This is a genomic window from Pseudoalteromonas sp. MEBiC 03607, assembly GCF_004792295.1.
In the GTDB taxonomy this organism is placed as follows: Bacteria; Pseudomonadota; Gammaproteobacteria; order Enterobacterales; family Alteromonadaceae; genus Pseudoalteromonas; species Pseudoalteromonas lipolytica_C.
Genome location: NZ_SRRY01000001.1, coordinates 1,541,528 through 1,568,234 on the forward strand (window position 1 = coordinate 1,541,528; position 26,707 = coordinate 1,568,234).

General features: G+C 39.8%; 27 protein-coding genes. 23 read left to right on the plus strand and 4 right to left on the minus strand.

The window, feature by feature from the left end:
- Nucleotides 1-91 precede the first annotated feature (91 nt).
- On the plus strand, nucleotides 92-991 hold the full coding sequence (locus E5N72_RS07040; RefSeq protein WP_135923812.1) for a LysR substrate-binding domain-containing protein: 900 nt from the start codon (nucleotides 92-94) through the stop codon (nucleotides 989-991).
- On the opposite strand, the gene E5N72_RS07045 is transcribed toward E5N72_RS07040, so the two are convergent.
- A complete protein-coding gene (locus E5N72_RS07045) occupies nucleotides 962-2,149 on the minus strand; it encodes a flagellar assembly protein FlgT (protein ID WP_168246754.1) in 1,188 nt (395 codons plus the stop codon). The genes E5N72_RS07040 and E5N72_RS07045 overlap by 30 nt on opposite strands.
- Before the next feature lie 128 nt (nucleotides 2,150-2,277).
- Here E5N72_RS07045 and E5N72_RS07050 point away from each other — a divergent pair, with 128 nt between their 5' ends.
- Nucleotides 2,278-2,736 carry an LPP20 family lipoprotein gene (locus tag E5N72_RS07050; RefSeq protein WP_135923814.1) on the plus strand — a complete coding sequence of 153 codons (459 nt, stop codon included), beginning with the start codon at nucleotides 2,278-2,280 and terminating at the stop codon, nucleotides 2,734-2,736.
- Nucleotides 2,737-2,833: 97 nt separating this feature from the next.
- On the opposite strand, the gene E5N72_RS07055 is transcribed toward E5N72_RS07050, so the two are convergent.
- The 3 genes from E5N72_RS07055 to flgA all read right to left on the minus strand — a co-directional run bounded on the left by E5N72_RS07055 (nucleotide 2,834) and on the right by flgA (nucleotide 4,362).
- Nucleotides 2,834-3,265, minus strand: a complete 432-nt coding sequence (locus E5N72_RS07055; protein WP_135923815.1) for a flagellar protein FlgN — start codon at nucleotides 3,263-3,265, stop codon at nucleotides 2,834-2,836.
- Entirely contained in the window at nucleotides 3,258-3,578 is a 321-nt protein-coding gene (gene flgM, locus E5N72_RS07060) for a flagellar biosynthesis anti-sigma factor FlgM (protein ID WP_135926250.1), read from the minus strand. Before flgM ends, E5N72_RS07055 begins: the two co-directional genes overlap by 8 nt.
- Before the next feature lie 79 nt (nucleotides 3,579-3,657).
- Entirely contained in the window at nucleotides 3,658-4,362 is a 705-nt protein-coding gene (flgA, locus tag E5N72_RS07065) for a flagellar basal body P-ring formation chaperone FlgA (protein ID WP_135923816.1), read from the minus strand.
- 142 nt (nucleotides 4,363-4,504) lie between these two features.
- On the opposite strand from flgA, the gene E5N72_RS07070 reads away from it, so the two are divergent.
- The 21 genes from E5N72_RS07070 (at nucleotide 4,505) to E5N72_RS07170 (ending at nucleotide 26,681) form a co-directional block, all read left to right on the plus strand.
- Nucleotides 4,505-5,437: a chemotaxis protein gene (locus tag E5N72_RS07070; RefSeq protein WP_135923817.1), complete on the plus strand. Its 933-nt coding sequence runs from the start codon at nucleotides 4,505-4,507 to the stop codon at nucleotides 5,435-5,437.
- Nucleotides 5,438-5,458: 21 nt separating this feature from the next.
- On the plus strand, nucleotides 5,459-6,289 hold the full coding sequence (locus E5N72_RS07075; protein WP_135923818.1) for a protein-glutamate O-methyltransferase CheR: 831 nt from the start codon (nucleotides 5,459-5,461) through the stop codon (nucleotides 6,287-6,289).
- Between the two features lie 134 nt (nucleotides 6,290-6,423).
- Nucleotides 6,424-6,834: a flagellar basal body rod protein FlgB gene (gene flgB / locus E5N72_RS07080; protein ID WP_135923819.1), complete on the plus strand. Its 411-nt coding sequence runs from the start codon at nucleotides 6,424-6,426 to the stop codon at nucleotides 6,832-6,834.
- A 2-nt stretch (nucleotides 6,835-6,836) separates the two neighbouring features.
- On the plus strand, nucleotides 6,837-7,268 hold the full coding sequence (gene flgC / locus E5N72_RS07085) for a flagellar basal body rod protein FlgC (protein ID WP_135923820.1): 432 nt from the start codon (nucleotides 6,837-6,839) through the stop codon (nucleotides 7,266-7,268).
- A gap of 13 nt (nucleotides 7,269-7,281) precedes the next feature.
- Nucleotides 7,282-7,962, plus strand: coding sequence for a flagellar hook assembly protein FlgD (locus tag E5N72_RS07090; RefSeq protein WP_135923821.1), 681 nt, complete (start codon nucleotides 7,282-7,284; stop codon nucleotides 7,960-7,962).
- A 56-nt stretch (nucleotides 7,963-8,018) separates the two neighbouring features.
- Nucleotides 8,019-9,371 (plus strand): flagellar hook protein FlgE, encoded by a 1,353-nt coding sequence (flgE, locus tag E5N72_RS07095; protein WP_135923822.1) that lies wholly within the window; start codon nucleotides 8,019-8,021, stop codon nucleotides 9,369-9,371.
- A gap of 149 nt (nucleotides 9,372-9,520) precedes the next feature.
- Nucleotides 9,521-10,285, plus strand: coding sequence for a flagellar basal body rod protein FlgF (locus tag E5N72_RS07100; RefSeq protein ID WP_054553307.1), 765 nt, complete (start codon nucleotides 9,521-9,523; stop codon nucleotides 10,283-10,285).
- A 21-nt stretch (nucleotides 10,286-10,306) separates the two neighbouring features.
- Complete coding sequence (flgG, locus tag E5N72_RS07105) at nucleotides 10,307-11,095, plus strand: flagellar basal-body rod protein FlgG (protein ID WP_135923823.1); 789 nt, start codon at nucleotides 10,307-10,309, stop codon at nucleotides 11,093-11,095.
- Between the two features lie 15 nt (nucleotides 11,096-11,110).
- Complete coding sequence (gene flgH, locus E5N72_RS07110) at nucleotides 11,111-11,794, plus strand: flagellar basal body L-ring protein FlgH (protein ID WP_135923824.1); 684 nt, start codon at nucleotides 11,111-11,113, stop codon at nucleotides 11,792-11,794.
- A gap of 12 nt (nucleotides 11,795-11,806) precedes the next feature.
- Complete coding sequence (locus E5N72_RS07115) at nucleotides 11,807-12,901, plus strand: flagellar basal body P-ring protein FlgI (RefSeq protein WP_135923825.1); 1,095 nt, start codon at nucleotides 11,807-11,809, stop codon at nucleotides 12,899-12,901.
- Between the two features lie 204 nt (nucleotides 12,902-13,105).
- Nucleotides 13,106-14,062: a flagellar assembly peptidoglycan hydrolase FlgJ gene (flgJ, locus tag E5N72_RS07120; protein WP_135923826.1), complete on the plus strand. Its 957-nt coding sequence runs from the start codon at nucleotides 13,106-13,108 to the stop codon at nucleotides 14,060-14,062.
- A gap of 13 nt (nucleotides 14,063-14,075) precedes the next feature.
- Nucleotides 14,076-16,085 carry a flagellar hook-associated protein FlgK gene (gene flgK / locus E5N72_RS07125; RefSeq protein ID WP_135923827.1) on the plus strand — a complete coding sequence of 670 codons (2,010 nt, stop codon included), beginning with the start codon at nucleotides 14,076-14,078 and terminating at the stop codon, nucleotides 16,083-16,085.
- Between the two features lie 2 nt (nucleotides 16,086-16,087).
- Nucleotides 16,088-17,320: a flagellar hook-associated protein FlgL gene (gene flgL, locus E5N72_RS07130; protein WP_135923828.1), complete on the plus strand. Its 1,233-nt coding sequence runs from the start codon at nucleotides 16,088-16,090 to the stop codon at nucleotides 17,318-17,320.
- Nucleotides 17,321-17,665: 345 nt separating this feature from the next.
- The gene (locus E5N72_RS07135; protein WP_135923829.1) at nucleotides 17,666-18,631 is read left to right on the plus strand and encodes a flagellin; all 966 of its coding nucleotides are present in this window, start codon (nucleotides 17,666-17,668) and stop codon (nucleotides 18,629-18,631) included.
- A gap of 426 nt (nucleotides 18,632-19,057) precedes the next feature.
- A complete protein-coding gene (locus E5N72_RS07140) occupies nucleotides 19,058-20,026 on the plus strand; it encodes a flagellin (protein ID WP_135923830.1) in 969 nt (322 codons plus the stop codon).
- A 162-nt stretch (nucleotides 20,027-20,188) separates the two neighbouring features.
- A complete protein-coding gene (locus E5N72_RS07145) occupies nucleotides 20,189-21,154 on the plus strand; it encodes a flagellin (protein WP_135923831.1) in 966 nt (321 codons plus the stop codon).
- An 88-nt stretch (nucleotides 21,155-21,242) separates the two neighbouring features.
- On the plus strand, nucleotides 21,243-21,662 hold the full coding sequence (locus E5N72_RS07150) for a flagellar protein FlaG (RefSeq protein ID WP_135923832.1): 420 nt from the start codon (nucleotides 21,243-21,245) through the stop codon (nucleotides 21,660-21,662).
- Between the two features lie 26 nt (nucleotides 21,663-21,688).
- Nucleotides 21,689-23,092, plus strand: coding sequence for a flagellar filament capping protein FliD (gene fliD / locus E5N72_RS07155; RefSeq protein ID WP_135923833.1), 1,404 nt, complete (start codon nucleotides 21,689-21,691; stop codon nucleotides 23,090-23,092).
- A 38-nt stretch (nucleotides 23,093-23,130) separates the two neighbouring features.
- On the plus strand, nucleotides 23,131-23,553 hold the full coding sequence (gene fliS / locus E5N72_RS07160) for a flagellar export chaperone FliS (RefSeq protein ID WP_135923834.1): 423 nt from the start codon (nucleotides 23,131-23,133) through the stop codon (nucleotides 23,551-23,553).
- A complete protein-coding gene (locus E5N72_RS07165; RefSeq protein ID WP_135923835.1) occupies nucleotides 23,543-23,839 on the plus strand; it encodes a hypothetical protein in 297 nt (98 codons plus the stop codon). Before fliS ends, E5N72_RS07165 begins: the two co-directional genes overlap by 11 nt.
- 10 nt (nucleotides 23,840-23,849) lie before the next feature.
- Nucleotides 23,850-26,681: a 6-hydroxymethylpterin diphosphokinase MptE-like protein gene (locus tag E5N72_RS07170; protein WP_135923836.1), complete on the plus strand. Its 2,832-nt coding sequence runs from the start codon at nucleotides 23,850-23,852 to the stop codon at nucleotides 26,679-26,681.
- Nucleotides 26,682-26,707: the final 26 nt, after the last annotated feature.

The window sequence follows — 26,707 nt, forward strand, 5'->3', positions numbered from 1 at the left end:
TTGTTGAGTGCTATTATGTCGCCCATAGCTTAATAGTTCCAATCGTTTGTTTTTATCGTTATGATAGTTAAAAACTATTGATGAGTTTGCGATGAATTTAAAAGATTTTGAATATGTAAAAGCGGTGGCGCAGTTTAAACACTTTCGTAAAGCCGCAGATGCTTGTTATGTCAGTCAGCCAACTCTCAGTGGACAAATTAAAAAGCTTGAACAAGAGCTTGGAGTGACAATATTTGATCGCTCTACTAAACAAGTCACTTTAACAGCGCAAGGAACGCGTTTACTTAGTCAAATTTCTCTTATCCTTGAACAAACCAAGGTGCTTAAAGAGTTGGCGGCAAGCTCTCACGATCCACTCAAGGGGAAGGTTAATGTTGGTATTATTCCTACCATCGCGCCTTATTTATTGCCGACCTTGTTAACTTCAATGAAGCAGGCCTTCAACGAAACACAATTTTCATTCATTGAAATGCAAACCGCACAAATACTGACAGCACTCGATGCCGGCGATATTGATATTGCGATTGTCGCTGATGTGCCAGATTTAGCGAGCTATCATATTTCGTCTTTGTATAAAGAAGATTTTTTAGTGGCAGTGTCTGAACAACACCCACTTGCAAGCCGAACAGAGGTGGTACTGCGTGAGTTAAACGAATGCGATATTTTAATGCTAAACGAGGGGCATTGCTTTAAAGAGCAAGCTGAACAGTTCTGTTTTTCGGCAGGAGTTGAAGTGTCTAATCAGTACAAAGGTAATAGCATCGAAACTTTACTTGCGCTGGTGGCGATGAATGACGGCATTACCTTTGTACCAAAACTAGCATGTACAGCACGTGCAGGAATAAATTACCTTACGATGAAACCAAACCAGCAACGTCATGTGGTTATTGCAACGCGTAAGCATTACCCACACATTGCTGGAGTAGAGTTGTTAGCGCAATGGCTAAGCCACCATGAAGGTTTAAAAGCTCATTTGCTCTTTTCCAGCTAGTTCAACAATATCGTTAATCTGAATATTTGGCAGTGGCTGTTGGTCAATGCTTATTGCAACCGCAGACTGCTGATAAAGCTGTGTAACTTTTAACTGGTTTAACGTGGTTATCTTATGGGGCAACTTGTTACCTTGCGCATCGGTTAAGTAATTATGATGTGCAATATTTAGTATTTGCCCTTGTTCAAGACCATGCGCTTTACCAAGATTAATGATTAGCCTATCGTTTTCAATATGTAGAATTTTACCTTGAGTAGGCAAGCAAGCCATAACTGCTTGCAAGTCATAGGTCAATGTTTGGTTTATGTCGGTAATGGCTTTGCCATAATCGGTTGCCCAAAATCGGTCGCTGTAAACATCGATAATTTCGGTTTTTTTGTATGGCCAAATCCCTTCTGTTTGATAGCTTTTTTGCCAAAGTTTTTCGTATGTCGTGCCATCAAATAACACATAGTCAACTTTGTATGCGCGCTTAAAACTATCGTCTTGCCAAAAAGCATAGTCGTTATTGATTTTATGATTGACCGATAAGTCACGAATACGACTTAACAATACATATTGCGAATTGCTGCGGCTGGTGATCTCTTCAAGTAATGCATTACTGTAGTCATATTGCTGTGTAAAAAAATGATCGACCCTTAGTGGCAAATTATAATAAGCCGTGGGTTTAGCAGCCATTTGAGTGTTCTCTAAGCTGGTATACAGATGCTCACTAATCGCTTTGTTTACGTCAAAAATTTGGCCCATACGAGCTTGTTCACGATTAGCCAACTGGCTTTGTGTAACTGCAATAAATTTAGTGTATTGATTTGCTGGGCACTCTTCAGCTTGTGGAAAAATATCTAAACGCAGGGTAATGGCATAGGTGTCGTTATGGCGGTTTTCGCTGATCAATTCAATTTTTTGTATTTCACCATGGCTACTGATCTTTAGTTGATCTTGTGTCAAAACCCCGTCAACTAAGGTTTGTACAGAGGAAACTCGAGCGCCAGAGAATACTAAAGCTTGCGTTATCGCATCTTTTATCGCGGCTGACTTTGCTTGACTAGTATCACCATTTTTGACCGTAGCATGTCCTGTAGACTCAAACCATTGAGCTAAACTATTGTTTGAAAAAACAATTGCACTGACTAAACCAAGCCATTTTATATTTGCCATAATTTTAACTTTCATGCTGACACCTAGCATTGATACTCATAGATTACAGGTAAATGAGCAAGGACTGTACCAGATGTGGCATTAAACGTGCATATTTACGAGAAATGAGTTCTAAGCGGAAGCAAATTATGCGAGCACTTTTATTAAGCGGGCTAGTTGCCTGCACAGCATTAACAGGCTGCAGCAGTATTTTCGACAAGCATGTCGAGTATCGCTATGTAGAGCCTGATAATTATCCAGTACTAAAAGCAATAGGTTACGCGCCAATTAGCGCTCAACCAAGTAGCAATGAGTCGCAACGCACCTTACTTGCAATTAAAGCGTCAAAGCTTGAAGCTTACCGTGAACTTGCTGAGCAAGTGTATGGGCAAAAAATTTCCGCAGGCACAACAGTGCAAAACAGTATTGCTCAAAACGATCAATTACAAAGCCAAGTATTAGGTGTCATAAAAGGTGCGCAGGTTATAAAAACTTATGCAGTAGGCGATACCTACGCAACTGAATTACAACTTGATATGAAACGCGTACATGACCTTTATATTGGCGAAATAAAACCACGCGAAGTGAAAAAAGTAACCTATTACTAGGTTACAACATCAGAAATGTATAATCTGCTCTAAAAAATAAAGCGCGATAATTTGGCATTATCGCGCTTTATTTTTGTATTCAATTTAATATCAGTTGCTAGGCTTTTAGGTTATGTACAATTGTTTTGTCGCCTTGAACCACACTGCCGCCTTGATCGTAGGTCATCGATGAAGGCGAACCGATTAAGATATCTTTAAGTTGTTTAACACTTAGTTGAGCTTGATGCGCAGCATGAGCGTTAACATCGTTTTTCTTTTTACATTCAGCAAGTAGGCTGTTCACTTGCTTAATAAGAGCAGTAACGTCGTCATCTTTAGAATCATTATTGACTGATAGTTTCTGCACTTCTTTGTCGATAGTTTGAATTTGTTGCAGCAAAGAGATTTTCTGTTGGGCAATGCTTTTTAACCCTTCGCCACGTTTCGATGCGATTGCATTGAGTTCATCATCTAAAAGCGCAGCAATAGACTCCAAGCAAGAAACTTGTTGTGTTAGTTTACTGGCAATTAAATGATTATGATTAGCCATAGACATCAAACTCAAATGCGGCGATGTTCTTCGCTAGTTTTTCAGCATCAATTTGGTATTTACCTTCACTAATTGCTTTTTTTAGCTCGGCAACTTTGTTACTGTCAAAACCAGACGATTGCTCAGCTTTTTCTTGCAAAGATTTAAGCTGCTTAGCTTGAGGTGTTAAGCTTACAGAATCTGCACTTGCTTTTGGCGCAGCTGATTTAGCTTCAGCAGCGTTAGCATTATCTTTTTGTAAATCAAGCTTTTTTTGCTTGGTATTTGTCAACACAGAGGTTTGTTGTTGACCATTATTGACATTGCTTACCATAATATTTGACCTATACATTACCCAACATATGCCTTTATATCGGCAGGCACAGCGGATACTTTAGCATAAATATAAAAAATTAAATATTTACCTGAACAGACTCGACACCATCCACACGTGCATTTAATACTTTACCTGATTTTTTGTTTTTTACACGCACTAATTCGTCTAACGTACCATCTTCAAGGGCAATGCCTGTCGTTTTAATTCTAAGGCCTCGTAGTGAAGCGTAAATAGTCACGTTGTCGCCTTTACAAACCATGCAAACCTGACTCATTACAATTGGTGTACCGTCACGCAAATTGCGCTTAATTCGACTGCCAATAAGTATAGACTCATCTTGCACATATTGCGTTCTAACAAACTGTTTTGGTTTCATTTCAAGGCGTAAATGTTCAGCCCTGATCACTTCACCACGACTTAAATGAGTTGTCACAACAACCACAGGCTCAAGCTCAATGATGCGCACGTGTACGTATTGGGTCCAACTATTTATATCTTCGCACTTAAGTTGTACAGTTACCTGCCGATTAAAAGGAGGTGTTGTTGGTACTTCTTTACTTAAAGGTGATTCGCACACTCTGTCGGGTATGCGGCTATCAAGCGGCAATGCACTCACTTGTGGTGTACTTTCTAGATCAGTAAGCTGCTCACTAACAAAATCGATAGCGATCTGTTGAAGCTGCTCGTTTTTATATACTTCTGCATGCACTTGTGTAATGGACAACAAGCTAGCAAGGAAATAAAAAACACTGTATCTTCGGCTTTTTTTTAACAAACTCATATTGTTTCGACTATGCTTATGGTTGAAAACAAGGTATAAATATTTTGCGTCAAAAAACAGACGCTTTGTAACCTTATGTAGCTTTAACACAAAGAAAGCAATTATTGTTCCGGCTCTGATTGTTTATCTTTAGGAGATTGAAATGGCAGGCATTTTAGACTCAGTGAACCAGCGCACGCAGTTGGTTGGGCAAAACCGCCTTGAATTACTATTATTCAAACTCAGAGGGCGACAACGCTTTGGTATCAATGTGTTTAAAGTGAGAGAGGTTTTGCAATGCCCACCACTCACAAACATGCCCAAATCTAATGCTTATATACGAGGCGTAGCTCACATTCGCGGTCAGACTATTTCAGTCATTGATTTATCAATGGCCGTTGGCGGTCCTGCTATCGAAAATATCAAAGACAGCTTTATTATCATTGCCGAATACAACCGCTCTGTGCAGGGGTTTTTAGTTGGCGGTGTTGAACGTATCGTTAATATGAATTGGGAAAAAATAATGCCTCCACCATCAGGTGCGGGTCGTTATTCTTACCTAACTGCGGTCACCGAAATCGAAAACGAGCTGGTTGAAATTCTAGACGTAGAAAAAATCTTGAATGAAATTTGCCCTGTGAATACAGAAGTAAGTGCAGAAGTAGTGGGTGATGGTGAAATCCAGCGAGACTTAGGCGAACGCATTGTCTTTATAGCAGACGACTCTGCTGTTGCGCGAAACCAAGTTAAGCGAGCGCTTGAGCCATTAGGTGTGCAAACTGAGCTCGCTAAAAATGGTAAAGAGGCTTTATTACGGTTACGTGAGATTGCAAAACTCGATTGCCAAAACGATATTACTGAACGCGTAGGGTTATTAATTTCAGATGTTGAAATGCCTGAAATGGATGGTTATACCCTTACGGCAGAGATAAAAGCGGATCCAAAATTATCACCTTTGCATGTGATCTTACACACTTCTTTAAGCGGTGTATTTAACCAAGCAATGATCCAAAAAGTAGGTGCAGATGATTTTATTGCAAAATTTAACCCTGACGAATTAGCAACGGCTGTTAAAAAGTGGGTTCATTGTGATTAATTATTTATAGGTGGTATTACTTTGGAAAATAAGCACTTACAACAAAGCGAATACGATCAATTTCGCTCTTTTCTAGAGCAACAGTGTGGCATTGTGTTAGGCGACAATAAGCTTTACCTAGTGAAAAGTCGTCTTGCGCCATTAATGGTGCGCTTTAATGTTGAGTCTTTATCGCAGTTAGTTAGTAAAACGCTCAGTCCACATGAAAGACAGCTTCGTGCTGCTGTTGTGGATGCGATGACGACGAATGAAACCTTATGGTTTCGTGATCAATACCCATTTGAATTGCTCAAAACAAAGCTGTTTCCTGAGTTGAAAGATGTGCGTAGGCCACTAAAAATCTGGTCAGCGGCAAGTTCATCAGGCCAAGAGCCGTATTCAATTGCTATGTCGGTTGCTGAGTTTCAGGCGAAAAACCCTGGCGTACTTAAAATGGGCGCGCAGATTATCGGCACTGATATATCTAATACCATGCTTGATATGTGTAAAAATGCTGAATATGACTCGTTGGCACTAGCCCGTGGTTTATCAATTGAAAGACGGCAAAAGTTTTTTAAAGACAGCGGCAATGGCATGGCGCAGGTGATTGATCCAATCAAAAAAATGGTGAGCTTTAGGCATTTGAATTTATTAGATTCTTACGCCTTAATGGGCAAGTTTGATATCATTTTTTGCCGCAATGTACTGATCTACTTCTCTCCAGAGGTAAAAGCAAAGATTATCTCTCAATTTGCTCAGGCCCTTAATCCAAAAGGGTATTTATTTTTAGGGGCATCTGAATCTATGGCTGGCTTAAGTGATAGCTTCGAGATGGTTCGTTGTAACCCAGGTATTATCTACCAGAAAAAGTAATCTCTTCTTAGCAACCTAGCTCTTAGGTTGCTAAATTATTTATTATTCAAAAGCTTACCGTGCTTTATCTATCTAGTTAATTTTGGCTTGCCTTTTGCATCTGCACTAGCAGAGTCAATTTTTTGGAGATGGTTATGGCTATCAGTTTTGATAAAGCATTTGGTGTGCACCCGCATGCAATGTTGATCCGTTCACAACGCGCTGAGTTATTAGCGACAAACATCGCTAATGCTGATACGCCGGGCTACAAAGCAAAAGATATCGATTTTGCGGCGGCTCTAAAAGCGGCAAAAAGCAACCAGCAAGGCGGCAATAACATGGTACGAACTGACGCAAAACACCTTGCCGGTGGCAGTCGATTTGTTGGTAACGCAGAAATGTTTCGTACGCCAAATCAAGCAGATACAGGTGATGGTAACTCAGTTGATATACAAGTGGAACGAAACTTGTATGTACAGAACTCATTAGAGTATCAGGCAAGCCTGCAATTTATGAGTAGTAAAATTAAAGGCCTTAAAAAAGCCCTCGGTAGTCAAGGAGCTTAATCATGAGTTTATATAATGTTTTTGATATTTCAGGCACTGGTATGAGCGCGCAAAATGTGCGTCTTAATACAACAGCAAGTAATATCTCGAATGCGAATACGATTAGCTCTAGTCAAGACAAAACATACCGAGCGCGCCATCCTGTTTTTGCTGCGGAGTTGACTAAAGCGTCAGCAACACAAAGCAATCCTCAGGGCTCTTCTGTTGGCGTAAAAGTGTTGGGTATTGTTGAGAGCGATAAGCCTCTGCAAATAGAGTACAACCCTAATCACCCCAGTGCGGATGAAAACGGTTATATCTACAAACCTAACGTTAATGTCGTAGAAGAAATGGCTAATATGATTTCTGCCTCTCGCTCTTACCAAACAAATGTGCAAGTTGCTGATGCAGCTAAGCAAATGTTAAGTAAAACACTGTTGCTTGGGCAGCGGTAACCGAGGATAAGTTATGAGTAACGACATCAGCAGTGCGTCATCCACGTATTTAGATAATTTACGTTGGCAGGACAATCAAAACAAACCAGAAGAGAAAGATGACACTTTAACGCAAGAAGACTTCTTCTCGCTTTTAACACAACAGTTGTCGTTTCAAGACCCAAGCAAGCCGGCTGATAATGATCAAATGATTGCTCAGATGACCAACTTTACCATGGCTGAAGGGATCTCGAATTTAAACTCAAAATTTGATGCACTTACTGCGTCAATGACATCGAACTCGGCATTACAAGCTTCGACCTTAGTTGGTAAACAAGCACTATTAGAATCAAATACGATTGATTTTGATGGTAGTAACGTTGCTAAAGGTTCGGCAATAGCAGAAACGCCTGTTGAAGATCTTACGCTTCGCATTACTGATGAGTCAGGTCAACTTGTACGTACCATCAGCATGGGCGCTCAATCGGCTGGCGCAGTTCGTTTTGAGTGGGATGGTAAAAATGACGATGGAGAGCTTTTGCCTCCAGGCGAATACGAAGTTAAAGCTGAAGGATTCCAAAATGGTGACTATAGCAGTCTACCTTTAGCGACTTTCAAAAATATTGAAAGCGTTAATATCAATGGATCTAGCGGCATTATTATTAATACTAAAGAAGGCGCGGTTAGGCTAACTGATGTTGCAGAAATCGCTTAATTACACAGATTAACTAGTTAGCCTAGTGCTACAGATTGACACTTTAGAGGTGACTTATGAGCTTCAATATTGCATTAACCGGCCTTGCTGCCGCGCAAAAAGACTTAGATGTAACAGCAAACAATATTGCTAACGTTAACACCACAGGCTTTAAAGAGTCTCGTGCTGAGTTTGCTGATGTGTACGCATCATCAGTATTTAGCTCAGGTAAAACTAAAAATGGTGACGGCGTAAGAACTACAATGGTGGCACAGCAATTCCACCAAGGTTCATTATCTTTCACTAATAACTCACTGGACTTAGCAATTACTGGTGAAGGCTACTTTGCCATGGCAAATGACCTAGGTGCACAAGATTTTACATATACTCGTGCTGGTGCGTTCAAACTGAATAAAGACAACTTTATTGTGGATGCTAGCGGAAACTACTTACAAGGTTTCCCTGTTGATGAAGCAACGGGTGATACAACTTCTGTTAGTTTAAGTACATCTTCTGCGCTACAAATTCCTGATGCATCAGGTTCTCCACGCGCTACGACCAATGTTTATTCGTCGTTTAACTTAGATTCGCGTGCATTAACGCCAGCAGTTACACCATTTGATCCAGAGACAAGTGCATCGTATAACAGTTCAACATCAACAACAGTGTATGATTCTTTAGGTGAGCCACACATTTTACAGTTCTTCTTTGTTAAAACTGACGCAGCAGTGACTGGTAATGACAATGAATGGCAAGTGTTTGCAACACTTGATGAAAAGCCGTTTGCTGCTAATGGTACTGAGCAAACTACGTCGCCATATACGCCTATTTCAACTTTTCAGTTTGACTCAAGTGGTTTACCTCAAAGCACTGATGGAACTGCAAATACAGATGCTACGTTTAATCCATTAACAATACCTTCAGGCGGTATATCTGGTTTATTATCTAACGGTGCGAGTTTCCCTGATGATGTAAACATCAATTGGCGCGATGAAGCTGGTACAACGAATAAAATACCGACTCAATATGCAAGTAACTTTGAAGTGAAAGCGCTAGAGCAAGATGGTGCGACTGTAGGTCGTCTATCAGGTATTGATATTGGTACAGATGGTAAAATCGTTGCTTCTTACAGTAATGGTGATACTTCATTCTTAGGCCAAGTGGCAATGGTGCGCTTTTCTAACTCACAAGGTTTACAGCAAGTGGGTAACACGGCATGGAAGAAAAGCTTAACCTCTGGTGAGCCAATTGCCGGTGAACCAGGTTCAGGTACATTAGGTTCAATTAACTCATCAGCCCTTGAGCAGTCAAACGTCAACTTAACAAGTGAACTTGTTGATTTGATCAGTGCACAACGTAATTTCCAAGCAAATTCACGTGCATTAGAAGTTAACTCAACACTACAACAAAACATCCTACAGATCCGTTAATCTAAACGGCTCTGAGCTTAATCCGACACGAAGGCTGCTCCCTCAATTGGCAGCCTTTTTTCATTTTTACCATCCTATTTATGCGTCAATTTTACTTTGGCACTTTTATTGCATTTCTTTAGTTATCGTATTTTTAGTGAGTCAATGTTATGGACAAAATGGTCTACATTGCCATGTCTGGTGCTAAGCAAAGCTTGCGTGGTCTTGAGTTAAAGGCTAACAACCTTGCTAATGCTAACACCACTGGCTTTAAAGCTGATTTTGCACAAGCGCGTTCCATGCAGGCTTTTGGTGAAGGCTTGCCATCACGTGTGTTTGCGATGCAAGAGCGTCCTGGTTCAAATATGGAATCGGGTGGATTCGTTGAGACAGGCCGAGAGCTTGATATTGCCATGAGCGACCGTGGTTGGCTCAGTGTGCAAGATGCATCAGGTAACGAAGCTTATACCAAAACAGGCACACTAAACATCACACCTGACGGCGCATTGATCACCAGCCATGGCCGTCAAGTTATTGGCGAGGGCGGGCCTATTATCTTGCCTTTGCCAATTGAGAAAGTTGAGTTTAGCGAAGATGGCGCGATCCAAGTGCGCCCGCAAGGTGCGCCTGCCAACTTTTTAGAAGTGGTTGACCGCTTAAAAGTGATCGAAGCTGATAACACTCAGCTTGAAAAAGGTAATGACGGTTTATTTAGACCAAAAGAAGATATGTTGGTCAATGATCTTTGTGGGTTCTGTGATATTTCACCCAATGTAAAAGTACTGTCAGGTACGCTTGAAATGTCGAACGTTAATCCAGTCCATGAAATGGTCGACATGATCAGCAACCAACGCCAATTTGAATTACAAGTTAAATTGATGAAAACAGCCGAAGAGCTTGATGAGCGTCAAGATCAGCTGTTACGCATTGTTTAAGATGACTGAGAGGGTAGAGTTATGAATCCAGCATTGTGGATCAGTAAAACCGGGCTTGACGCCCAGCAAACCGATATTTCGGTGATCTCAAATAATCTCGCGAATGCCAGCACGGTCGGTTACAAAAAAAGCCGCGCCGTATTTGAAGATTTACTATATCAAAACATTAATCAACCAGGTGGTCGTTCGTCTCAAGATACTGAAATGCCATCAGGTTTAATGCTTGGTGCTGGCGCTAAGGTTGTAGCAAACCAAAAGAACTTTTCGCAAGGTAATATGTTAACGACCGAAAACTCACTGGACTGGATGATTTCAGGCCCAGGTTTTTTTGAAGTACAGTTACCTGACGGCAATATTGCTTACTCACGTAATGGTCAATTTACGACAGATGAAGACGGTCGTATCGTAACTTCAGGTGCGGGTTTCCCGTTGCAACCTGAAATGAATGTGCCAAATGATGCGCAATCAATTACGGTGTCACAAGATGGCGAAGTATCTGTTCGTGTAGCAGGTCAGGCAGAAAATGTGGTAATTGGTCAGCTCACTATAACAGACTTCATCAATCCATCGGGTCTTGAGCCAATGGGGCAAAACTTATACACAGAAACAGCTGTAAGTGGCGCACCAGTGCAAGGTAATCCGGGGATTGATGGTTTAGGTACTGTGGTACAAGGTTCGCTTGAAACGTCAAATGTAAATGTAACAGAAGAGCTGGTTAATCTGATTGAAACGCAGCGAATTTATGAAATGAATTCAAAAGTGATTTCAGCAGTGGATGAAATGCTTAGTTACATCAATCAACAGTTATAAGTCGTAGGAGGCAGCATGCGTAATCTTATCTTAGTCACATCAGCAGCTTTTATGCTGGGTGGTTGTATAACAACGCAAAATCATCATGTGGTTCAGGATGACCCTTACTATGCGCCTATGTACCCAGAGCCTACAACAGAACAAATGGTGCCAACAGGGTCTTTGTTTGATAGCTATACATCAAACGATTTGTACTCTGATAAAAAGGCACTGCGTGCTGGCGATATCATCACTGTTAAATTGCAAGAGTCAACGCAAGCAACCAAAGCAGCAAAAACCGAAACCGATAAAGAAACAGATGCTAACTTAGACCCTGTAATTGGGTTAGGTGGAAACCCGGTTAACATTGGTGGTGACAGCATTCAATTTGGCATTGGTTCAGGGTCATCATTTAAAGGTGACTCAAAGTCGAATCAATCGAATAGTCTATTTGGTGATATCTCTGTCAATGTGATGCGCGTTTTACCTAATGGAAACTTAGTGATCCGTGGTGAAAAGTGGCTCACGTTAAATACCGGTGAAGAGTTTATTCGTTTGGAAGGGTTAGTTCGTCCAGAAGATGTCTCAGCAAGTAATACAGTCACGTCAAACCGTATAGCGAATGCACGTATACAATATTCTGGTAAAGGGCAAATGCAAGAAACACAAAGTGCTGGCTGGCTTTCTCGATTCTTTAGCAGTTCGCTTTTCCCATTTTAGAGGAACAAAGTCATGAATGGGTTTAAATACATTATTGCTCTTTGCTTAATCAGCCTGCAGTTTTCTGCTCAAGCTGAGCGAGTTAAAGATGTGTCTATGGTTGAGGGTGTACGCTCTAACCAGTTGGTAGGCTATGGCCTTGTTGTTGGTTTGCCAGGCACAGGTGAGCAAAGCCGGTTCACACAACAAAGTTTTAAAGCCATGCTAAATGGCTTTGGTATCACTTTACCTGATAGCTTAAAACCCAAAATAAAGAATGTCGCAGCGGTGGCTGTGCACGCCGAGCTTCCAGCGTTTAGAAAGCCTGGGCAAACTATTGATATTACGGTTTCGTCTATAGGTAGTGCGGGCAGTTTACGTGGCGGTACTTTATTACAAACCTTCTTAAAAGGGGTTGATGGCAATACTTATGCGATTGCACAAGGCAGCTTAGTTGTGGGCGGTCTAGGTGCTGAAGGTGCTGATGGTAGCCGAGTTATTATTAACACACCAACAGTAGGTCGTATTCCAAATGGTGCAATTGTAGAACGTGCTATTAAAAGCCCGTTTATGCAAGGCGATTACATTACTTTTAATTTAAATCGTCCAGATTTCACAACAGCAAAGCGCTTAGAGCAAACCATTAACGATTTAGTGGGCCCTGATAGTGCACAGGCAATCGATGCAGCCTCAGTACGCGTGTTAGCACCGCGAGATGCGTCTCAACGTGTTGCTTATTTGTCTACTCTTGAAAACTTAGAGTTTAAACCTGCAGACACAGCAGCGAAAATTATTGTTAACTCTCGTACCGGTACCATTGTGATTGGCAAAAACGTGAAGCTACAGCCTGCGGCTATTACGCATGGTGGATTAACGGTGACGATCGCTGAGCAGCAAAATGTATCGCAGCCAAATGCGTTAAGTGAGGGTGAAACCACAGTTACCAATCAAAGCATTATTGATGTGAATGAAGATGACTCACGTGCTTTTGTATTTAATCCAGGTGTTAATCTTGATGATCTCGTACGCGCAATCAATGAGGTTGGGGCTGCACCGGGTGACTTAATGGCAATACTTGAAGCTTTAAAAGAAGCGGGGGCGATAAACGGGCAACTGGTTATCATTTAAATTAAAACGCGCTCTAGGGCGCGTTTTTTGTTTTCATATCTTTTAGCACTTTTTATATCTTTCACTCTTCAAGCATTAGCTAAAACTATTGTTTTAAAGTTAGTCAAAACCAATATCACTTATTAGCTATTCATTTCTAAAGATTTTTATTGGCGCAATTTTTGCATTTTAATTTGCATTATTAACTATTGTGTCAAAAAGCTGATGGATACTAATCATCTCGACAAGCAAAACTTTTTTGATTTAGGTAACTTAGACTCACTACGTCAAAGTGCCCTGAAAAGTGATGCCTCTAGCGATGCGTCAAAAGAGGCGCTGAAAAAAGCGGCGGCACAATTCGAATCTATCTTTACCCAAATGCTGCTTAAAAGTATGCGTAAAGCCAATGAGGCATTCGAAGATAAAGATAGCCCATTTAATTCAAGTGGCGTGAAGTTCTTTGAAGAAATGCATGACCAACAGCTTTCAGTCGAGTTGTCGTCGAATGGCTCGCTAGGCTTAGCTGATTTAATCGTTCAGCAGTTATCACCAGACGGTAAACAGTTTACCCCAGGCTCAGTACTAAGAACGACGACTGAGTTTGATAGTGATAAACGAGCAAGAGGGCAAGATGATGCTAATGCTCAAACTAAATCGGTTACAGATACTGAGCTAAATGAGCAGGCTAATAATCGTTTTGACGATGCTGAATCGTTTATTAGTTCTATCTGGGAACATGCCAAAAATGCTGCACAAAAGATTGGCCTGAATCCGGCGGTTATGGTTGCTCAAGCCGCACTTGAAACGGGTTGGGGTAAACACATCATCAGCAAAGCGGATGGTACAAGCAGTAACAACTTATTCAATATTAAATCAGATCAGCGTTGGCAAGGTGATAAAGCAAGTAAGCTTACCCTTGAGTTTGAACAAGGCGTGCCTGTTAAAAAACAAGCAAGTTTCCGCGCATATCAATCAATTAAAGACAGTGTGAATGACTTCGTTGACTTCTTAAATGAAAACCCGCGTTACGAAGAAGCACTAAAAAACACTGCAGAACCTGCTGCCTTTTTAGATTCGTTACAAAAAGCAGGCTATGCAACTGATCCAAATTATGCCGATAAAATAAAGCAGGTGCTGAAGCGTGTTGAGCTTCAAAGTGTCGCTGCTTCATTGGTACGTTAAGGAGTAAACCCTCATGTCATTTAGCTTATATGACATTGCTAATGCCGGTGTAAGAGCGAATTCTGAGCTTTTACAAACCACCAGTAAAAACATAGCGAATGTGAATACTGAAGGCTATGTGCGTGAACGCACTGAGTTCACAACCATGATCGACAACCAAGTGGGTCGTGGCGAAACGTATCGCTTGTTAAATGAGTTTGCCCAAAAGCAATTAAATCGTGATACCTCAAATAAGGCATTTTTTGATCAGTTTGTAACTGAAGCAAGCCGAGTAGATAGCCTGTTTTCAGAAGAATCAAACAGTTTATCGACCAGTATCAACTCGTTTTTTAACAACGTACAAGAAAGCTTAAATCAGCCTTCGTCAAGAGTCGCTCGTTCACTAGTAATGACTGATGCACAGAACTTGATTGATCAGATGGATAGGTTATCGAGCATCGTGGTTGATCAAAAAGCGGTTGTGAATGAACAATTAGAAATCTTCTCAGATGAGGCGAATAACCTTATCCAAAATATTAGTGATTTGAATACTAAAATTGCGGCGGTACATGGTACTGATCGTGAGTCAGTCTCTAGTGGTTTATACAATGAGCGTGATAAAGCAATTCGTGATTTATCAGAGTTGATAGATATTGAAACACTTGATGGTAATAACGGCGAAAAACAAGTGTATTTAGGCTCAGGTCAAGCACTTGTTATGCAAAGCGGTACATTTAACCTGTTTTCATTTAGTGGTGACCCCGATCCAAACTTTAAAGAGTTAAAGCTCGACGTCAATGGTGGCAAAGCAGTGCCGCTTGAAGTTGATGTAAGTAAATTAAAAGGCAAAATTGGTGGGCTGCTTGCTTTTCGTGATGACATTTTAGTCCCTGCCCAGAATCAACTTGGTCAAATGGGGTTAGCGCTGGCAGATGCATTTAATCAGCAAAACCGCCTAGGTATGGACGCCAATGGTGAAATTGGTGGTGATATATTCGCTATTCCAACCGTTGATGCATTTAGCTACCAAGCCAATACCGGTTCATCAACCATGACGGCAACGGTTGAACCAGGTAAAGGCAGCGAATTGCCAGCAAGTGATTTTATTGTCACCTATACCAGTGCTACCACTGTCGAAATTCAAGCTATTGATAATAAAGGTGAGCCAATTGGCACTGCGTCAACAGCGAATGTGACGGCAGGGGTGATTGATTCATCAACCATCACAGGCGGTGAAGCGTTTGGTTTACAGCTTAATGTATCAGGCACAGCAAATGCCGGTGACCAATTTATGGTGAAGCTTAACTCACAAGCAGCAACAACGTTAGAGCTTGCAACTGAGCGCCCTGAAGACTTAGCGCTTGCTTCGCCCATACGTACTCAAAATGATATAAACAATACCGGTGACGCCAATATTTCGCCGGGTACGGTTACTGACATAGCAAACTCGACGGGTATTACAGTGGGGCCTCCACCTAGTTTGGCCAATAGCGATATAACATTAGTAAAAACGGCGAATGCTAACGAGTATCAAATCACAGATGGTAACGGTACTAGCACCTTTACAATCACACCTCCGGCAGAGAATATTCTTGCGCAAGCAGGGGCGCCATATGACAGCTACGGTTTTGATTTTAACATAGAAGGCACACCTGCTACCGGCGATACCTTTACGCTTGAATTTAACACAGGTGGTTTTGATGATAATCGTAATGGTTTATTACTGGCAGGCTTACAAACTGGCGACTTAGTGCGTCAAAATGTTGAAGCAAGCAGCACCGCTGATAATCATAAAACATTCAACCAAGCATACTCTGGCATTGTCACTGATATTGGTGTTGTTACGAGTCAGGCGCAAACCAATGGTGCGGCCTTTACCGCATTGGCTGATCAATCTGAAGCTTGGTACGAGTCATTATCTGGTGTAAACCTTGATGAAGAAGCGGCAAACCTGCTTCGTTTTCAGCAGTCTTATGCGGCATCAGCGCAGGTACTTGCAACAGCACGTACTATTTTTGACACCTTATTAAGTGCGGCGAGGTAATTATGCGTATTTCAAATAACATGATGTATAAGAATAACCTTAATTCTATTCTTAACTCACAGCAAAATGTTAATAAAGCACAAGAGCAGGTTAATACCCAAAAGCGCGTATTAACTGCTGCGGATGATCCTTCAGCAACTGCACGTGCGTTACTTTATAGCGACCGCATTCAAGGTAATGAACAGTTCACAAAAAATATCACTATGCTGAATAGTCGTTTAACGACGGAAGAAAGTGTGCTGCAAAACATCAAAGGCGCACTTGAATCTGCTTATACATTATCTATTCAAGCAGGTAATGGTGCTTATAGTGATATCGACCGTGAAGGTATTGCTGAAGAAGTTAAAGCATTGCAAAGCACGGTGCTTGATTTAATGAATGCAAAAACGGAAGACGGAAAATATATCTTTTCTGGTTACCAAGATAACACGCCTACTTATAGCTATGACAGTGCATCAGGTCGTTACGAATACGGTGGTGACCAAGGTCAGCACAAAATTAAAGTGGCCGAAGGTGTAGAAATAAAGTCGAGTGATAATGGTTTTGATACGTTTGAAAAAGTAAATGCTCGACTAAATGTGGCCTCAAATAACGGCACTGTGTCAGGCGGTATCACAAGTTCTAAAATTTATGTCACAGAGCAGGGCGATTTTGATAGCTTCCATAAATCTAACTACAATGCTGATCCGGCTGCAGCAGCGAATGCAAATACATTAAGCTTTATTACCACCACAGGTACACCAAATACTTATGTGGTACAGCAAGCGGGTGTAACAATTGGCAGCGGTAGCTTTGATGAAGGCAAAATTAATTTTAAAGGAATGCAAGTCACTATTGACCCTGTTGCTAACGGGCAAGTTGATGTAGACCTAGAAGCACCACAAAAAGAGAATGCCCTTAATACCTTAGATGATTTAATTGCTGGCCTGACAGCGCCGAACTTAACGCAAGAAGAGTTTGATCAGGTGCTTGCCGATGCTGTTGTACAGCTAAATAATGCTAAAAACCAAGTATCTCTGGTTCAAGCCGGTTTAGGTGGCCGTTTAAACACAGCAAAGAAAATTGAAGAGTCTAATAGCGATCTTGATATTAACAACAAAGCTGCAAAAGCCGAGTTAGTTGAGCTTGATATGGCTGAAGCAATTACAGAGCTTACTAAACAAGAGACTGCACTGCAGGCATCGCAGGCCACATTCGGTCGTTTAGCCAATCTTTCTTTGTTTGATTATCTATAATTAATCTAGGTTAAGCTCATTTTTTGGGCTTAACCTTTAAAACCTGCTTTAAATTACCTACCAAAGAGCCTTTTGAGCGAAATATTTATAAAGTTTTTAACGTCTACAATACATATCTAAAACTATTTTTTAGCTACTCTAAAATGATTGATAAAGATTTTTAAAATTAATTTTCATTTAAATACAACGATTTAAATAAAAAATGAAAAATTGTTTAAAAATTCGCTAAAGGATTTTTTGACCGGACCGATAACTTAATTAACCAAGCAGCGTAGCAAATAACAGTTACCGCTTAATTAGAGTAAGTTTGAGAGTAAATGATAAGTTTACTTCGGGAGAAATATCATGGCACTTTATGTAAATACAAATGTTAGTTCATTAAACGCACAAAGACAATTAATGAATTCTGGTAATGCACTAGACACTTCATTCCAACGTTTATCATCAGGTCTTCGTATCAATAGTGCGAAAGATGATGCGGCAGGTCTACAAATTTCAGACCGTTTAACATCACAAATTAACGGCCTAAACCAAGGTAACCGTAACGCGAATGATGGTATCTCTTTAGCACAAACAGCTGAAGGTGCATTAGACGAAGTAACATCAATGTTCCAACGTATGCGTACACTTGCACAACAAGCAGCAAACGGTTCAAACACTGATGAAGACCGTTTAGCAATCCAAGAAGAGATGCGTTCTCTTTCTGCAGAAGTTAACCGTGTTGCAGGTGATACAACTTTCGGTGGTCAAAACCTACTAGATGGTACATACGACGCGAAGTTCCAAGTAGGTGCTGATGCAGTACAAACAATTAACTTCAGTATGCAAACGGTAGGCGCTACAACGAATAGCCTTGAAGCAAATGGCGGTTTCACTATCTCTGGTATCGCGGGTGTTGCTGCAGGTGTAACTGGTAATACACTAGCTGAACTTGCTGAAGGTATCAGTGCAATTGATAGCTCTGTTACAGCGGCATCACTAGATTTCGCAACGACATTTACAGCAGGTGGTATCAGTGTATCTACTCAAGCAAATGCACAGGCTGTACTAGCAGGTATGGATTCACTTATCGCAGTAGTAGATAAGAAACGTGCAGAACTAGGTGCGGTACAAAACCGCTTCCAATCAACAATTCGTAACCAATCGAATATTGCTGAAAACCTAAGTGCTGCTAAATCACGTATCAAAGATACTGACTTCGCTCAAGAAACAGCTAACTTAACTAAGATGCAAATCTTACAACAAGCTAGCCAAACAATCTTAAGCCAAGCAAACCAACGTCCTCAAGCGGCATTAAGCTTACTAGGTTAATAGTTGGGAACTTGAGTTGAAGTGAAGTCAAAACTTTGACTCAAAAGAAAAGCGCCTTTGTCTAATGGGGTATTAACAAAGGCGCTAAGATCGGATTATAAAGCGGAGGCGCTCAAAATCCTGACAGTAGTGTTCTAACATTTGTAAGAACATAAAATACTAAGCACAGACTGTGCCATAGTTTGTGTTGATTTAACCCACTCTCAACTTATCTCTTTCAAGGCTCCTTTTAGGAGCCTTTTTTCATTCTGTTACTATTTTATCAATAGTTGGCCTATTTATTGCTCTATTTAATTCAAGTTAACTAACTAACACGCAAAGTGGCAGCTTTTTGCCTTAGGCAACTTAGAATTGCCGCCTAGTAAGCCACTTTGTCAAAACACTTTTAAAGTGACTTAACTTTGACAGATAAGAAGAGAGTTTATTATGGCTTTATATGTAAATACTAATGTTAGCGCATTAAATGCACAAAGACAGTTAGATCGGTCTGGTACAGATTTAGACACTTCATTTAAGCGTCTGTCATCGGGTCTTCGTATTAATAGTGCTGCCGATGATGCTGCTGGTCTACAGATTTCTGACCGTTTGCAATCACAAATCCTAGGTCTTAACCAAGGTAACCGAAATGCAAATGACGGTATTTCTTTGGCACAAACTGCTGAAGGTGCGTTAGACGAAATTACTTCAACGTTCCAACGTATCAGAACCCTGTCGCAACAAGCTGCCAATGGTTCTAATACAGATGAAGACCGATTAGCTCTTCAAGAAGAGATCCGTCAATTATCTGCTGAAGTAAATCGAATTGCTTCAGATACAACCTTTGGTGGTCAAAACTTACTTGATGGTAGTTACTCAGCGAGCTTCCAAGTGGGTGCTGATGCAGTGCAAGTTATTGGTTTCAGCATGCAGTCAGTAGGTGCTACAACGAATAGCCTTGAAGCGAATGGTGGTTTCACTATTTCAGGTATCGCTGGTATCGCTGCTGCAGTTGGTGGTAAAGATTACGATGTACTTGCTGCAGGTATTAGTGCTATTGATGGTACAACAACAGCGGCCTCTTTAACATTTGAGTCAGTGTTTACAGCTGATGGTATCAGTGTTTCGACCCAAGTAAATGCACAAGCAGTGCTTGCAGGTATGGATTCACTGATTGCGGTTGTTGATAAAAAACGTGCAGAGCTTGGTGCTGTGCAGAACCGTTTCCAATCAACTATTCGTAACCAGGCTAACATTTCAGAAAACTTGTCAGCAGCGAAATCGCGAATCAAAGATGCTGATTTCGCAGCAGAAACGGCTGCATTAACTAAAAACCAAATTCTACAGCAAGCAAGCCAAACAATTTTAGGTCAAGCAAATCAACGACCTCAGGCTGCTTTAAGCTTATTACAAGGTTAAAGTTAAAAAATAAAGTTAAAAATTTACAAATAAAGCTAAAGCTTTCGCTTTATCAGACGATAACTGAGTTAGAGAACTATAAATCTAGGACTCTAAGTCGGTTAAATAGCAGGGTAGGGGTATCCCGCTGTTTAGCTATAAAATGATAAAGCGGAGGCTAATATGGCTTTATACGTAAACACTAATGTGAGTTCATTGAACGCACAACGCCAGTTAATGAAATCTGGCAATTCACTTGATACATCTTTTCAGCGTTTATCTTCAGGTTTACGCATTAACAGTGCAAAAGATGATGCTGCAGGTATGCAGATTGCTAACCGTTTAACTAGCCAAGTTAATGGTTTAAATCAAGGTAACCGAAATGCTAACGATGGTATTTCACTAGCGCAAACTGCTGAGGGTGCACTTGACGAAGTAACGTCAATGTTCCAACGTATGCGTACACTTGCACAGCAAGCGTCAAATGGTACAAATACCGACGAAGACCGCTTAGCACTACAAGAAGAAATCCGTTCACTTTCTTCAGAAGTAAACCGTGTTGCTGCAGATACTACATTTGGTGGTCAAAACCTTCTTGATGGTAGCTATGATGCGAAGTTCCAAGTAGGTGCTGATGCAGTACAAACTATCAACTTCAGTATGCAAACTGTGGGTGCAACAACAAATAGCCTAGAAGCAAATGGTGGTTTCACTATTTCTGGTATTGCGGGTGTTGCTGCAGGCGTGACAGGTAATACACTAGCAGAGCTAGCTGAAGGTATCAGTGCAATTGATAGCTCAGTTACAGCTGCATCACTAGATTTTGCAACGACATTTACAGCGGGTGGTATCAGTGTATCTACGCAAGCAAATGCACAAGCAGTGCTTGCAGGTATGGACTCTTTAATTGCTGTTGTTGACAAGAAACGTGCAGAGCTAGGTGCTGTGCAAAACCGTTTCCAATCTACAATTCGTAACCAATCAAATATTGCTGAAAACTTAAGTGCTGCGAAATCACGTATTCAAGATACAGACTTTGCTCAAGAGACAGCTAACTTAACGAAGATGCAAATCTTACAACAAGCTAGCCAATCAATTTTAAGTCAAGCAAATCAACGTCCTCAAGTAGCGCTTTCATTACTAGGCTAATTTACTTGATTTATAAGCCACTTTGGACTTAGGCATTTTTTCCTGAAGTGGCTTATACTTTTGACTATGAATATTTTGAGGTGCGATTATGATAGATCTTAATTCAACACAAAGGTCTAGTGACAACCTATCAACAGCGAGTGGGGCAGCTAATTTAAAAGCTGAATTAAATGACTCGAAGCTAGTTAAAGGCACGGAACTTGCTGGTAGGGAGCCAGTAGATATAGATACGGCAGCCAAAGCTGAGCAAAAAGATAAAAAAGATCTGATTGCTGAAGTTAAGCAAAATCTAGAAAAGTTAAATGATTACATACCAGTAACGTCAACTAATTTAATTTTTGAATTTGATGAACTTGGTGATCCACCCATCATAAAAGTACTGGATAAAGAAAACGATGAAGTGATCCGAGAGATCCCGACAGAAGAGTTTCGAGAAGTTGCTAAAGCTTTGGAAGAATTTGCCGATAAACTAACCAATAAAGGTTTGTTGTTCAATAGAACCGCTTAGCAGTATTAGAATTTGGGAGTATTATTATGCCATTAATCACATCCGCAGGGGTTGGCTCTGGATTAGATCTTGAAAGTATTATCAGTGCGACTCTTGATGCTGAGAATACCCCTAAATTAGCTGCGTTTGCAAAAAAAGAAGAAACGTTACAGGTTGAGCTATCTTCGTTAGGAGAAGTAAAATCTGCAATGTCTAAACTGCAAGACACCATAGAAAAACTAGCAGATATCGATAACTTCAATAAGCGTATTGCCAATATTCAACAACCGGCAAGTGATGACGGTGATCTTATTTCAGTTACACCTACATCAAAAATTACTCCAGGTGACTTTAAAATTGAAGTACTGGAGCTTGCACAAGGTAGTCGCGTTACATCTAATGATGGTTTATTTACCTCAACTGATGACGTTGTCAGTGCGTCAGGCGGAACGTTGTCGTTTGCTGCGGGTGACAAAAGCTTTGACCTAACTCTAGAAGCTGGCGCTACACTTGCAGATTTACGTGATGCAATAAATGATTCTGAAGACAACTTTGGTGTGACCGCGAATATCGTGAATACCGGCACAGAATCAAAACTTGTACTCACTTCATCGGTAAGTGGTACAGGTAATGACCTTGTAATCACAAACGATAATGCCGAACTTGATAAGGTTTCGACACTGGCAAATGATGGGGTCACTGCAGGCGGAATGGCTATTGCAGCCGGAAACGAAGCCTCTAGTGCGATGATCAAAGTGGATGGTATTACCATCACAAATGATACAAACACCTTCAAAGACGCTGTTCAAGATATGACAATTGTAGCGAAACGCCAAAGCGTTGACGGAGAAACCGCAAAACTATCTGTTGCAGTTGATAGAAACAGTGTTACCAAATTGGTTGATGAACTTATAACTAATTACAACAACTTAATTGGCCAAATTGGTTTGCAAACACGTGTTGGTAAACCGTTAAATGCAGATTCGACAATTCGCTCATTTGATTCACAATTATCAAGCACATTAGCTACAAAGCTAACTGATGCAGGTCCCTTTACAAGTATTTTTGATATTGGCCTAACAGTCAACAAGGATGGATACCTTGAAAAGTCTAGTCTTGTCCGTAGCTTAAATGAAGCAATGGATGAAAATTATGACGATATTGGCAAGGCTTTTGCAGGTGAAAACGGAATTGCTAAGCAATTAGAATCACTTCTAGATAATTATGTTGATTCTAAAGGTATAATGAAGCAACGTGAGGATTCGTTAAATTCGCAACTAGACGAATTAGAAGATGATGTTATAAATCATGAGTTTCGAATGGAATCACTGGAAGCGCGTTTAAGAAAGCAGTATTCGGGCTTAGATGTTTTGCTTGCGCAAATGCAATCTACTCAAACGTATTTAAGTGCCCAGCTTTCTAGCTTACCAGGCTTTTCGAAACCTAAATAAGCGAATTTAAATTTATTATTTAAGACCAAAGGTGAACTATGTATAACGCCAGAGTAAAAAACTATCAAAAAGAAGCGCTAAAGACGCGAGTCGCCGGCGCAGACAGATACGAAATTATTCAGATGCTTATGTCAGGTGCAATTGAAAAGATGGTCTTAGCAAAAGTAGCAATCGACAAGAAGCACTTAGAAGCTAAAAGCGAGCATTTATCTAAAGCTTCCGCAATTTTAGAAGCGCTTAGAGGCTGTTTAGATTTTGAAGTAGGCGGTGAGGTTACTGAAAATCTATACGCTCTGTATTCTTATATGATTGATCGTCTAATTGATGCAAGCGTTAAAAATGACACTAGCATCATTGATGAAGTTTCTGGTTTATTAAAAGAGATTAAATCAGCATGGGATGCAATTCCTGTTGATATACGCAATCAAACCTTTGCTGAAAATAGTGCTCATGCAAGCTAAATTAGAGCAAATTGAGTTAACTCTATCTGAACTAGAAAAACACTTAAATGAGCTAGATATTAATGAATCTAGCTCTCGTATTCAGCAGCTTACCACTAGCTTAGAGTCTATTTTCGATGCGGAAGATCCTCTCACTGAACAGCAAAAAGAAGTGCTCACTTCTATTAACTCTCGTTTGATAAAGCTCTGTAAAGACACAGCTGAAAAGAAAGAGCAAACTAAGCAAGAATTATCTACACTTGTAAAAAATAAAAAAAAGGTTGGGATCTATAACCAACTGAAATAGGCATATTTTTATGACCCTCCCAGAAAATTTTAACGAAGAATTTAAGCAACTCGAGCAAAAATTAGCTGAAGCTCAAGCACATGAGCTACGAGAGCAAAAGTTTGCTATTGAAGCTAATGAACGATTTTCTAAAAACCTCGCAGCCTTTGAACAATACTACCCAGATGTATTTAAAGCGATTCAGGAGTTTCAACCGAGAGAAGATTTTTGTCTTCATGTGACTAAGTCTGGTCATGGCAATTTTGTGCCAAAAGGAAAAGAAGCTCCGCTATATGGTGAAGATCCATATCAGCAAGTCAATACACAAGTGAATACGGCACTCACGAACCCAACCATTGCTAAAACTGAATATACAAAAGTAGACTTATTAAACTTCGATGAACGTTTGCATATTCAATACATGCAAAAATTAGTCGAATATATCAGGAAGATAGGTTTATACGAGCAATCAGATAGCTTAAGTGAGATTAAGGGATCATTTCCTTCTGCAATGATTTTTGGTTTAGGGTTAGGTTATGCTGTTGAAAGCTTGATAGAGCGTGTTGAGTTTTCTTATATATTTATCATTGAACCAGATTTTGAAGTCTTCTTTGCGAGTTTATTTTGCATAGACTGGTCTAAGTTAATTCAAAGGGTTGATGATGCAAAAGGGTGCTTATTTTTACTGCTAGGAGCTAGCGAGCAGGAATTAGCGGAGGATCTCAGTGCTATCGCAGAAGATATTGGTGCTTTTTGTATAGTAAATAGTTTTTGTTTTCAGCACTATCAAGATAATAAATTATCAAAATTGGCGCAGAAATTTTTCTCAGATTATTTTCGTTTTCAGTTCGGTTTTGGTTTCTATAATGATGCAATTACTGGCTTTGCGCACTCTTTGATTCATGCGCAAAACAATGAAAATTTTTTCAATCAAGATTTAGATAAAATAAAACGAAATGGAACCAACCCTCCAGTATTCATAGTAGGAAATGGCCCTTCTTTAGATGAGTCAATAGAGTACATTAAGCGAAATCAAGACAAAGCAATTATTTTTGCATGCGGGACTGCGCTTGGTTCATTAGTTAAGGCCGGTGTAAATGCGGATTTTCATGTATTAGTGGAGAGGCCGCTGCGCAATTATGAAGCTTTGTTAGACATGCTACCTGTTGGCGAGTATAAAAAAGTTAATTTATTATCTGTTAATACTGTTTATCCAGATACAGTCGATTTATATAAGTGGTCAGGTTTGGCTCTTAAAGGTAACGAAGCCGGCTCTGACTATATTAATCTTCAGCACTATATTAAGAATAAAAAAGGGCTGCCATTTATACCGCATTCAAATCCTCTTGTCGCAAATACAGCTTTATCCTTTGCTTTGAGCTTTGGCTTCAAGGATATATATTTATTTGGAGTTGATAATGGGAGTGTCAATGAAGGGCTTATTCACTCACAATTAAGTGTTTATAATGATTTACATAAAGGTAAGTTTGATTACGAAGAATTGGATTTAGACTCAGATTCAGTTATTGGAAACTTCAATAAATTAATTAAGACTAATAGCACATTTAAGGTGTCTAATCATCAATTAGAGCTATTAATAAGTTTATTTCCAAAATGTGATGTTAAAAATGTTGGAGATGGGTTATCAATCAATGGTGCTACTCCTGTTCACAGTGATGAGCTAATTGAACTAGGTTATAGTGTTAATAAAATTGAAGAAGTAGACTTCGTTAAAGGCTTATTCTCGCAGATAAATATACCTTCAAATTCACATGTTGAGAGAATTAAAACAGTTTTTGATGAAATTATAAGTCACTTAATATCAATAGCTAGTGAAAGTGTGCTCACCGTTAAAGAGGCTGCTGATAACTTGATGAGACAATCAAGGTATATATACTCATATAAAGACACGGTTAATCGATTTTACTTCAATATTTTAAAAGGCTCATTATTATATTTCCATACACCAATGCAATCTGTGCTCTATAGCTTGAATGATGAAGAAAATAATATAGAGATTTATAATGGCTTAAATAAGATATGGTTATCTTACTTAAGTGATATAAGAAGTGACTTTCCAGTATCATGTAATAAAAAATGTGACTGGAGCTTTGCTTCTAAGAGTCCTACGCTTTTGAAACAAGGCAATCCTTTAAAAGTGTTACAAGTATATAGTTCTGCCTATACTGCTGTAGATGTTTTATATCAATATTTATCTAAGCTTGACTCAAGCTTTAAATTTGTAGGTCGAAATTTAGTTGATGAGCCAGTTGCTTCTAGGAAGCTTGTTAAATCATTTTCATCGTCTGAATGCATAGAAGCTTATACTGCCGATCCTCTGATCAGCGAGTTAGGTTTTCAGAAAAATGACATTATCATTTTTAATAATCTGCTATCTGATTTTATTGGCAACGAGAAGGGGGTTGTTTTTATAAGAAATCCTGTGCTTATGTATGCTGAAATGAAAAAATACTATATCAATAGCAAAGATTTAGAGCTAGAAATTACTAGCAAGCTAATGTCAATGGTTAAAGCATTCAAGGATAAGAAATTTAGGTCTATAATTTCAAGTGGTCAATCTGCTTTAGCTAACTTTTGTTCTTATTATAACTATAAATTTAATCTTACCTTGAAGAGCATGGTGGTAATTAAATTTGAAGATTTTATTCTCAGTCCATTAATCATTAATAGTGAGATAGCGAATTTATTAGATGAAGATATAGTTAAAACAGCAGAAGAAGAAATTGTAAGCCTCAACTCATACATTGAGAATGACAAGTTACTTCTCAAATATATAACAAATGAAGAAAGAGCAGAAATAGAAGCTAATTGTCATGAGTTACTTAACTTATATGGGTACTAAGATTATCTAACCAACGCCTAGACGTT

Bases quoted from the DNA above. Each gene is read 5' to 3' on its own strand.
- E5N72_RS07170 (WP_135923836.1), top strand. From the start codon at position 23,850: ATGACCCTCCCAGAAAATTTTAACGAAGAATTTAAGCAACTCGAGCAA.
- E5N72_RS07050 (WP_135923814.1), top strand. From the start codon at position 2,278: ATGCGAGCACTTTTATTAAGCGGGCTAGTTGCCTGCACAGCATTAACA.
- flgJ (WP_135923826.1), top strand. From the start codon at position 13,106: ATGGATACTAATCATCTCGACAAGCAAAACTTTTTTGATTTAGGTAAC.
- E5N72_RS07145 (WP_135923831.1), top strand. From the start codon at position 20,189: ATGGCTTTATACGTAAACACTAATGTGAGTTCATTGAACGCACAACGC.
- flgG (WP_135923823.1), top strand. From the start codon at position 10,307: ATGAATCCAGCATTGTGGATCAGTAAAACCGGGCTTGACGCCCAGCAA.
- flgA (WP_135923816.1), bottom strand. From the start codon at position 4,362: ATGAGTTTGTTAAAAAAAAGCCGAAGATACAGTGTTTTTTATTTCCTT.
- E5N72_RS07135 (WP_135923829.1), top strand. From the start codon at position 17,666: ATGGCACTTTATGTAAATACAAATGTTAGTTCATTAAACGCACAAAGA.
- flgM (WP_135926250.1), bottom strand. From the start codon at position 3,578: ATGGTAAGCAATGTCAATAATGGTCAACAACAAACCTCTGTGTTGACA.
- flgB (WP_135923819.1), top strand. From the start codon at position 6,424: ATGGCTATCAGTTTTGATAAAGCATTTGGTGTGCACCCGCATGCAATG.
- E5N72_RS07165 (WP_135923835.1), top strand. From the start codon at position 23,543: ATGCAAGCTAAATTAGAGCAAATTGAGTTAACTCTATCTGAACTAGAA.
- E5N72_RS07055 (WP_135923815.1), bottom strand. From the start codon at position 3,265: ATGGCTAATCATAATCATTTAATTGCCAGTAAACTAACACAACAAGTT.
- E5N72_RS07115 (WP_135923825.1), top strand. From the start codon at position 11,807: ATGAATGGGTTTAAATACATTATTGCTCTTTGCTTAATCAGCCTGCAG.
- flgH (WP_135923824.1), top strand. From the start codon at position 11,111: ATGCGTAATCTTATCTTAGTCACATCAGCAGCTTTTATGCTGGGTGGT.
- fliD (WP_135923833.1), top strand. From the start codon at position 21,689: ATGCCATTAATCACATCCGCAGGGGTTGGCTCTGGATTAGATCTTGAA.
- E5N72_RS07070 (WP_135923817.1), top strand. From the start codon at position 4,505: ATGGCAGGCATTTTAGACTCAGTGAACCAGCGCACGCAGTTGGTTGGG.
- flgE (WP_135923822.1), top strand. From the start codon at position 8,019: ATGAGCTTCAATATTGCATTAACCGGCCTTGCTGCCGCGCAAAAAGAC.
- E5N72_RS07100 (WP_054553307.1), top strand. From the start codon at position 9,521: ATGGACAAAATGGTCTACATTGCCATGTCTGGTGCTAAGCAAAGCTTG.
- flgL (WP_135923828.1), top strand. From the start codon at position 16,088: ATGCGTATTTCAAATAACATGATGTATAAGAATAACCTTAATTCTATT.
- E5N72_RS07045 (WP_168246754.1), bottom strand. From the start codon at position 2,149: ATGGCAAATATAAAATGGCTTGGTTTAGTCAGTGCAATTGTTTTTTCA.
- E5N72_RS07150 (WP_135923832.1), top strand. From the start codon at position 21,243: ATGATAGATCTTAATTCAACACAAAGGTCTAGTGACAACCTATCAACA.
- flgK (WP_135923827.1), top strand. From the start codon at position 14,076: ATGTCATTTAGCTTATATGACATTGCTAATGCCGGTGTAAGAGCGAAT.
- fliS (WP_135923834.1), top strand. From the start codon at position 23,131: ATGTATAACGCCAGAGTAAAAAACTATCAAAAAGAAGCGCTAAAGACG.
- E5N72_RS07090 (WP_135923821.1), top strand. From the start codon at position 7,282: ATGAGTAACGACATCAGCAGTGCGTCATCCACGTATTTAGATAATTTA.
- E5N72_RS07140 (WP_135923830.1), top strand. From the start codon at position 19,058: ATGGCTTTATATGTAAATACTAATGTTAGCGCATTAAATGCACAAAGA.
- flgC (WP_135923820.1), top strand. From the start codon at position 6,837: ATGAGTTTATATAATGTTTTTGATATTTCAGGCACTGGTATGAGCGCG.
- E5N72_RS07040 (WP_135923812.1), top strand. From the start codon at position 92: ATGAATTTAAAAGATTTTGAATATGTAAAAGCGGTGGCGCAGTTTAAA.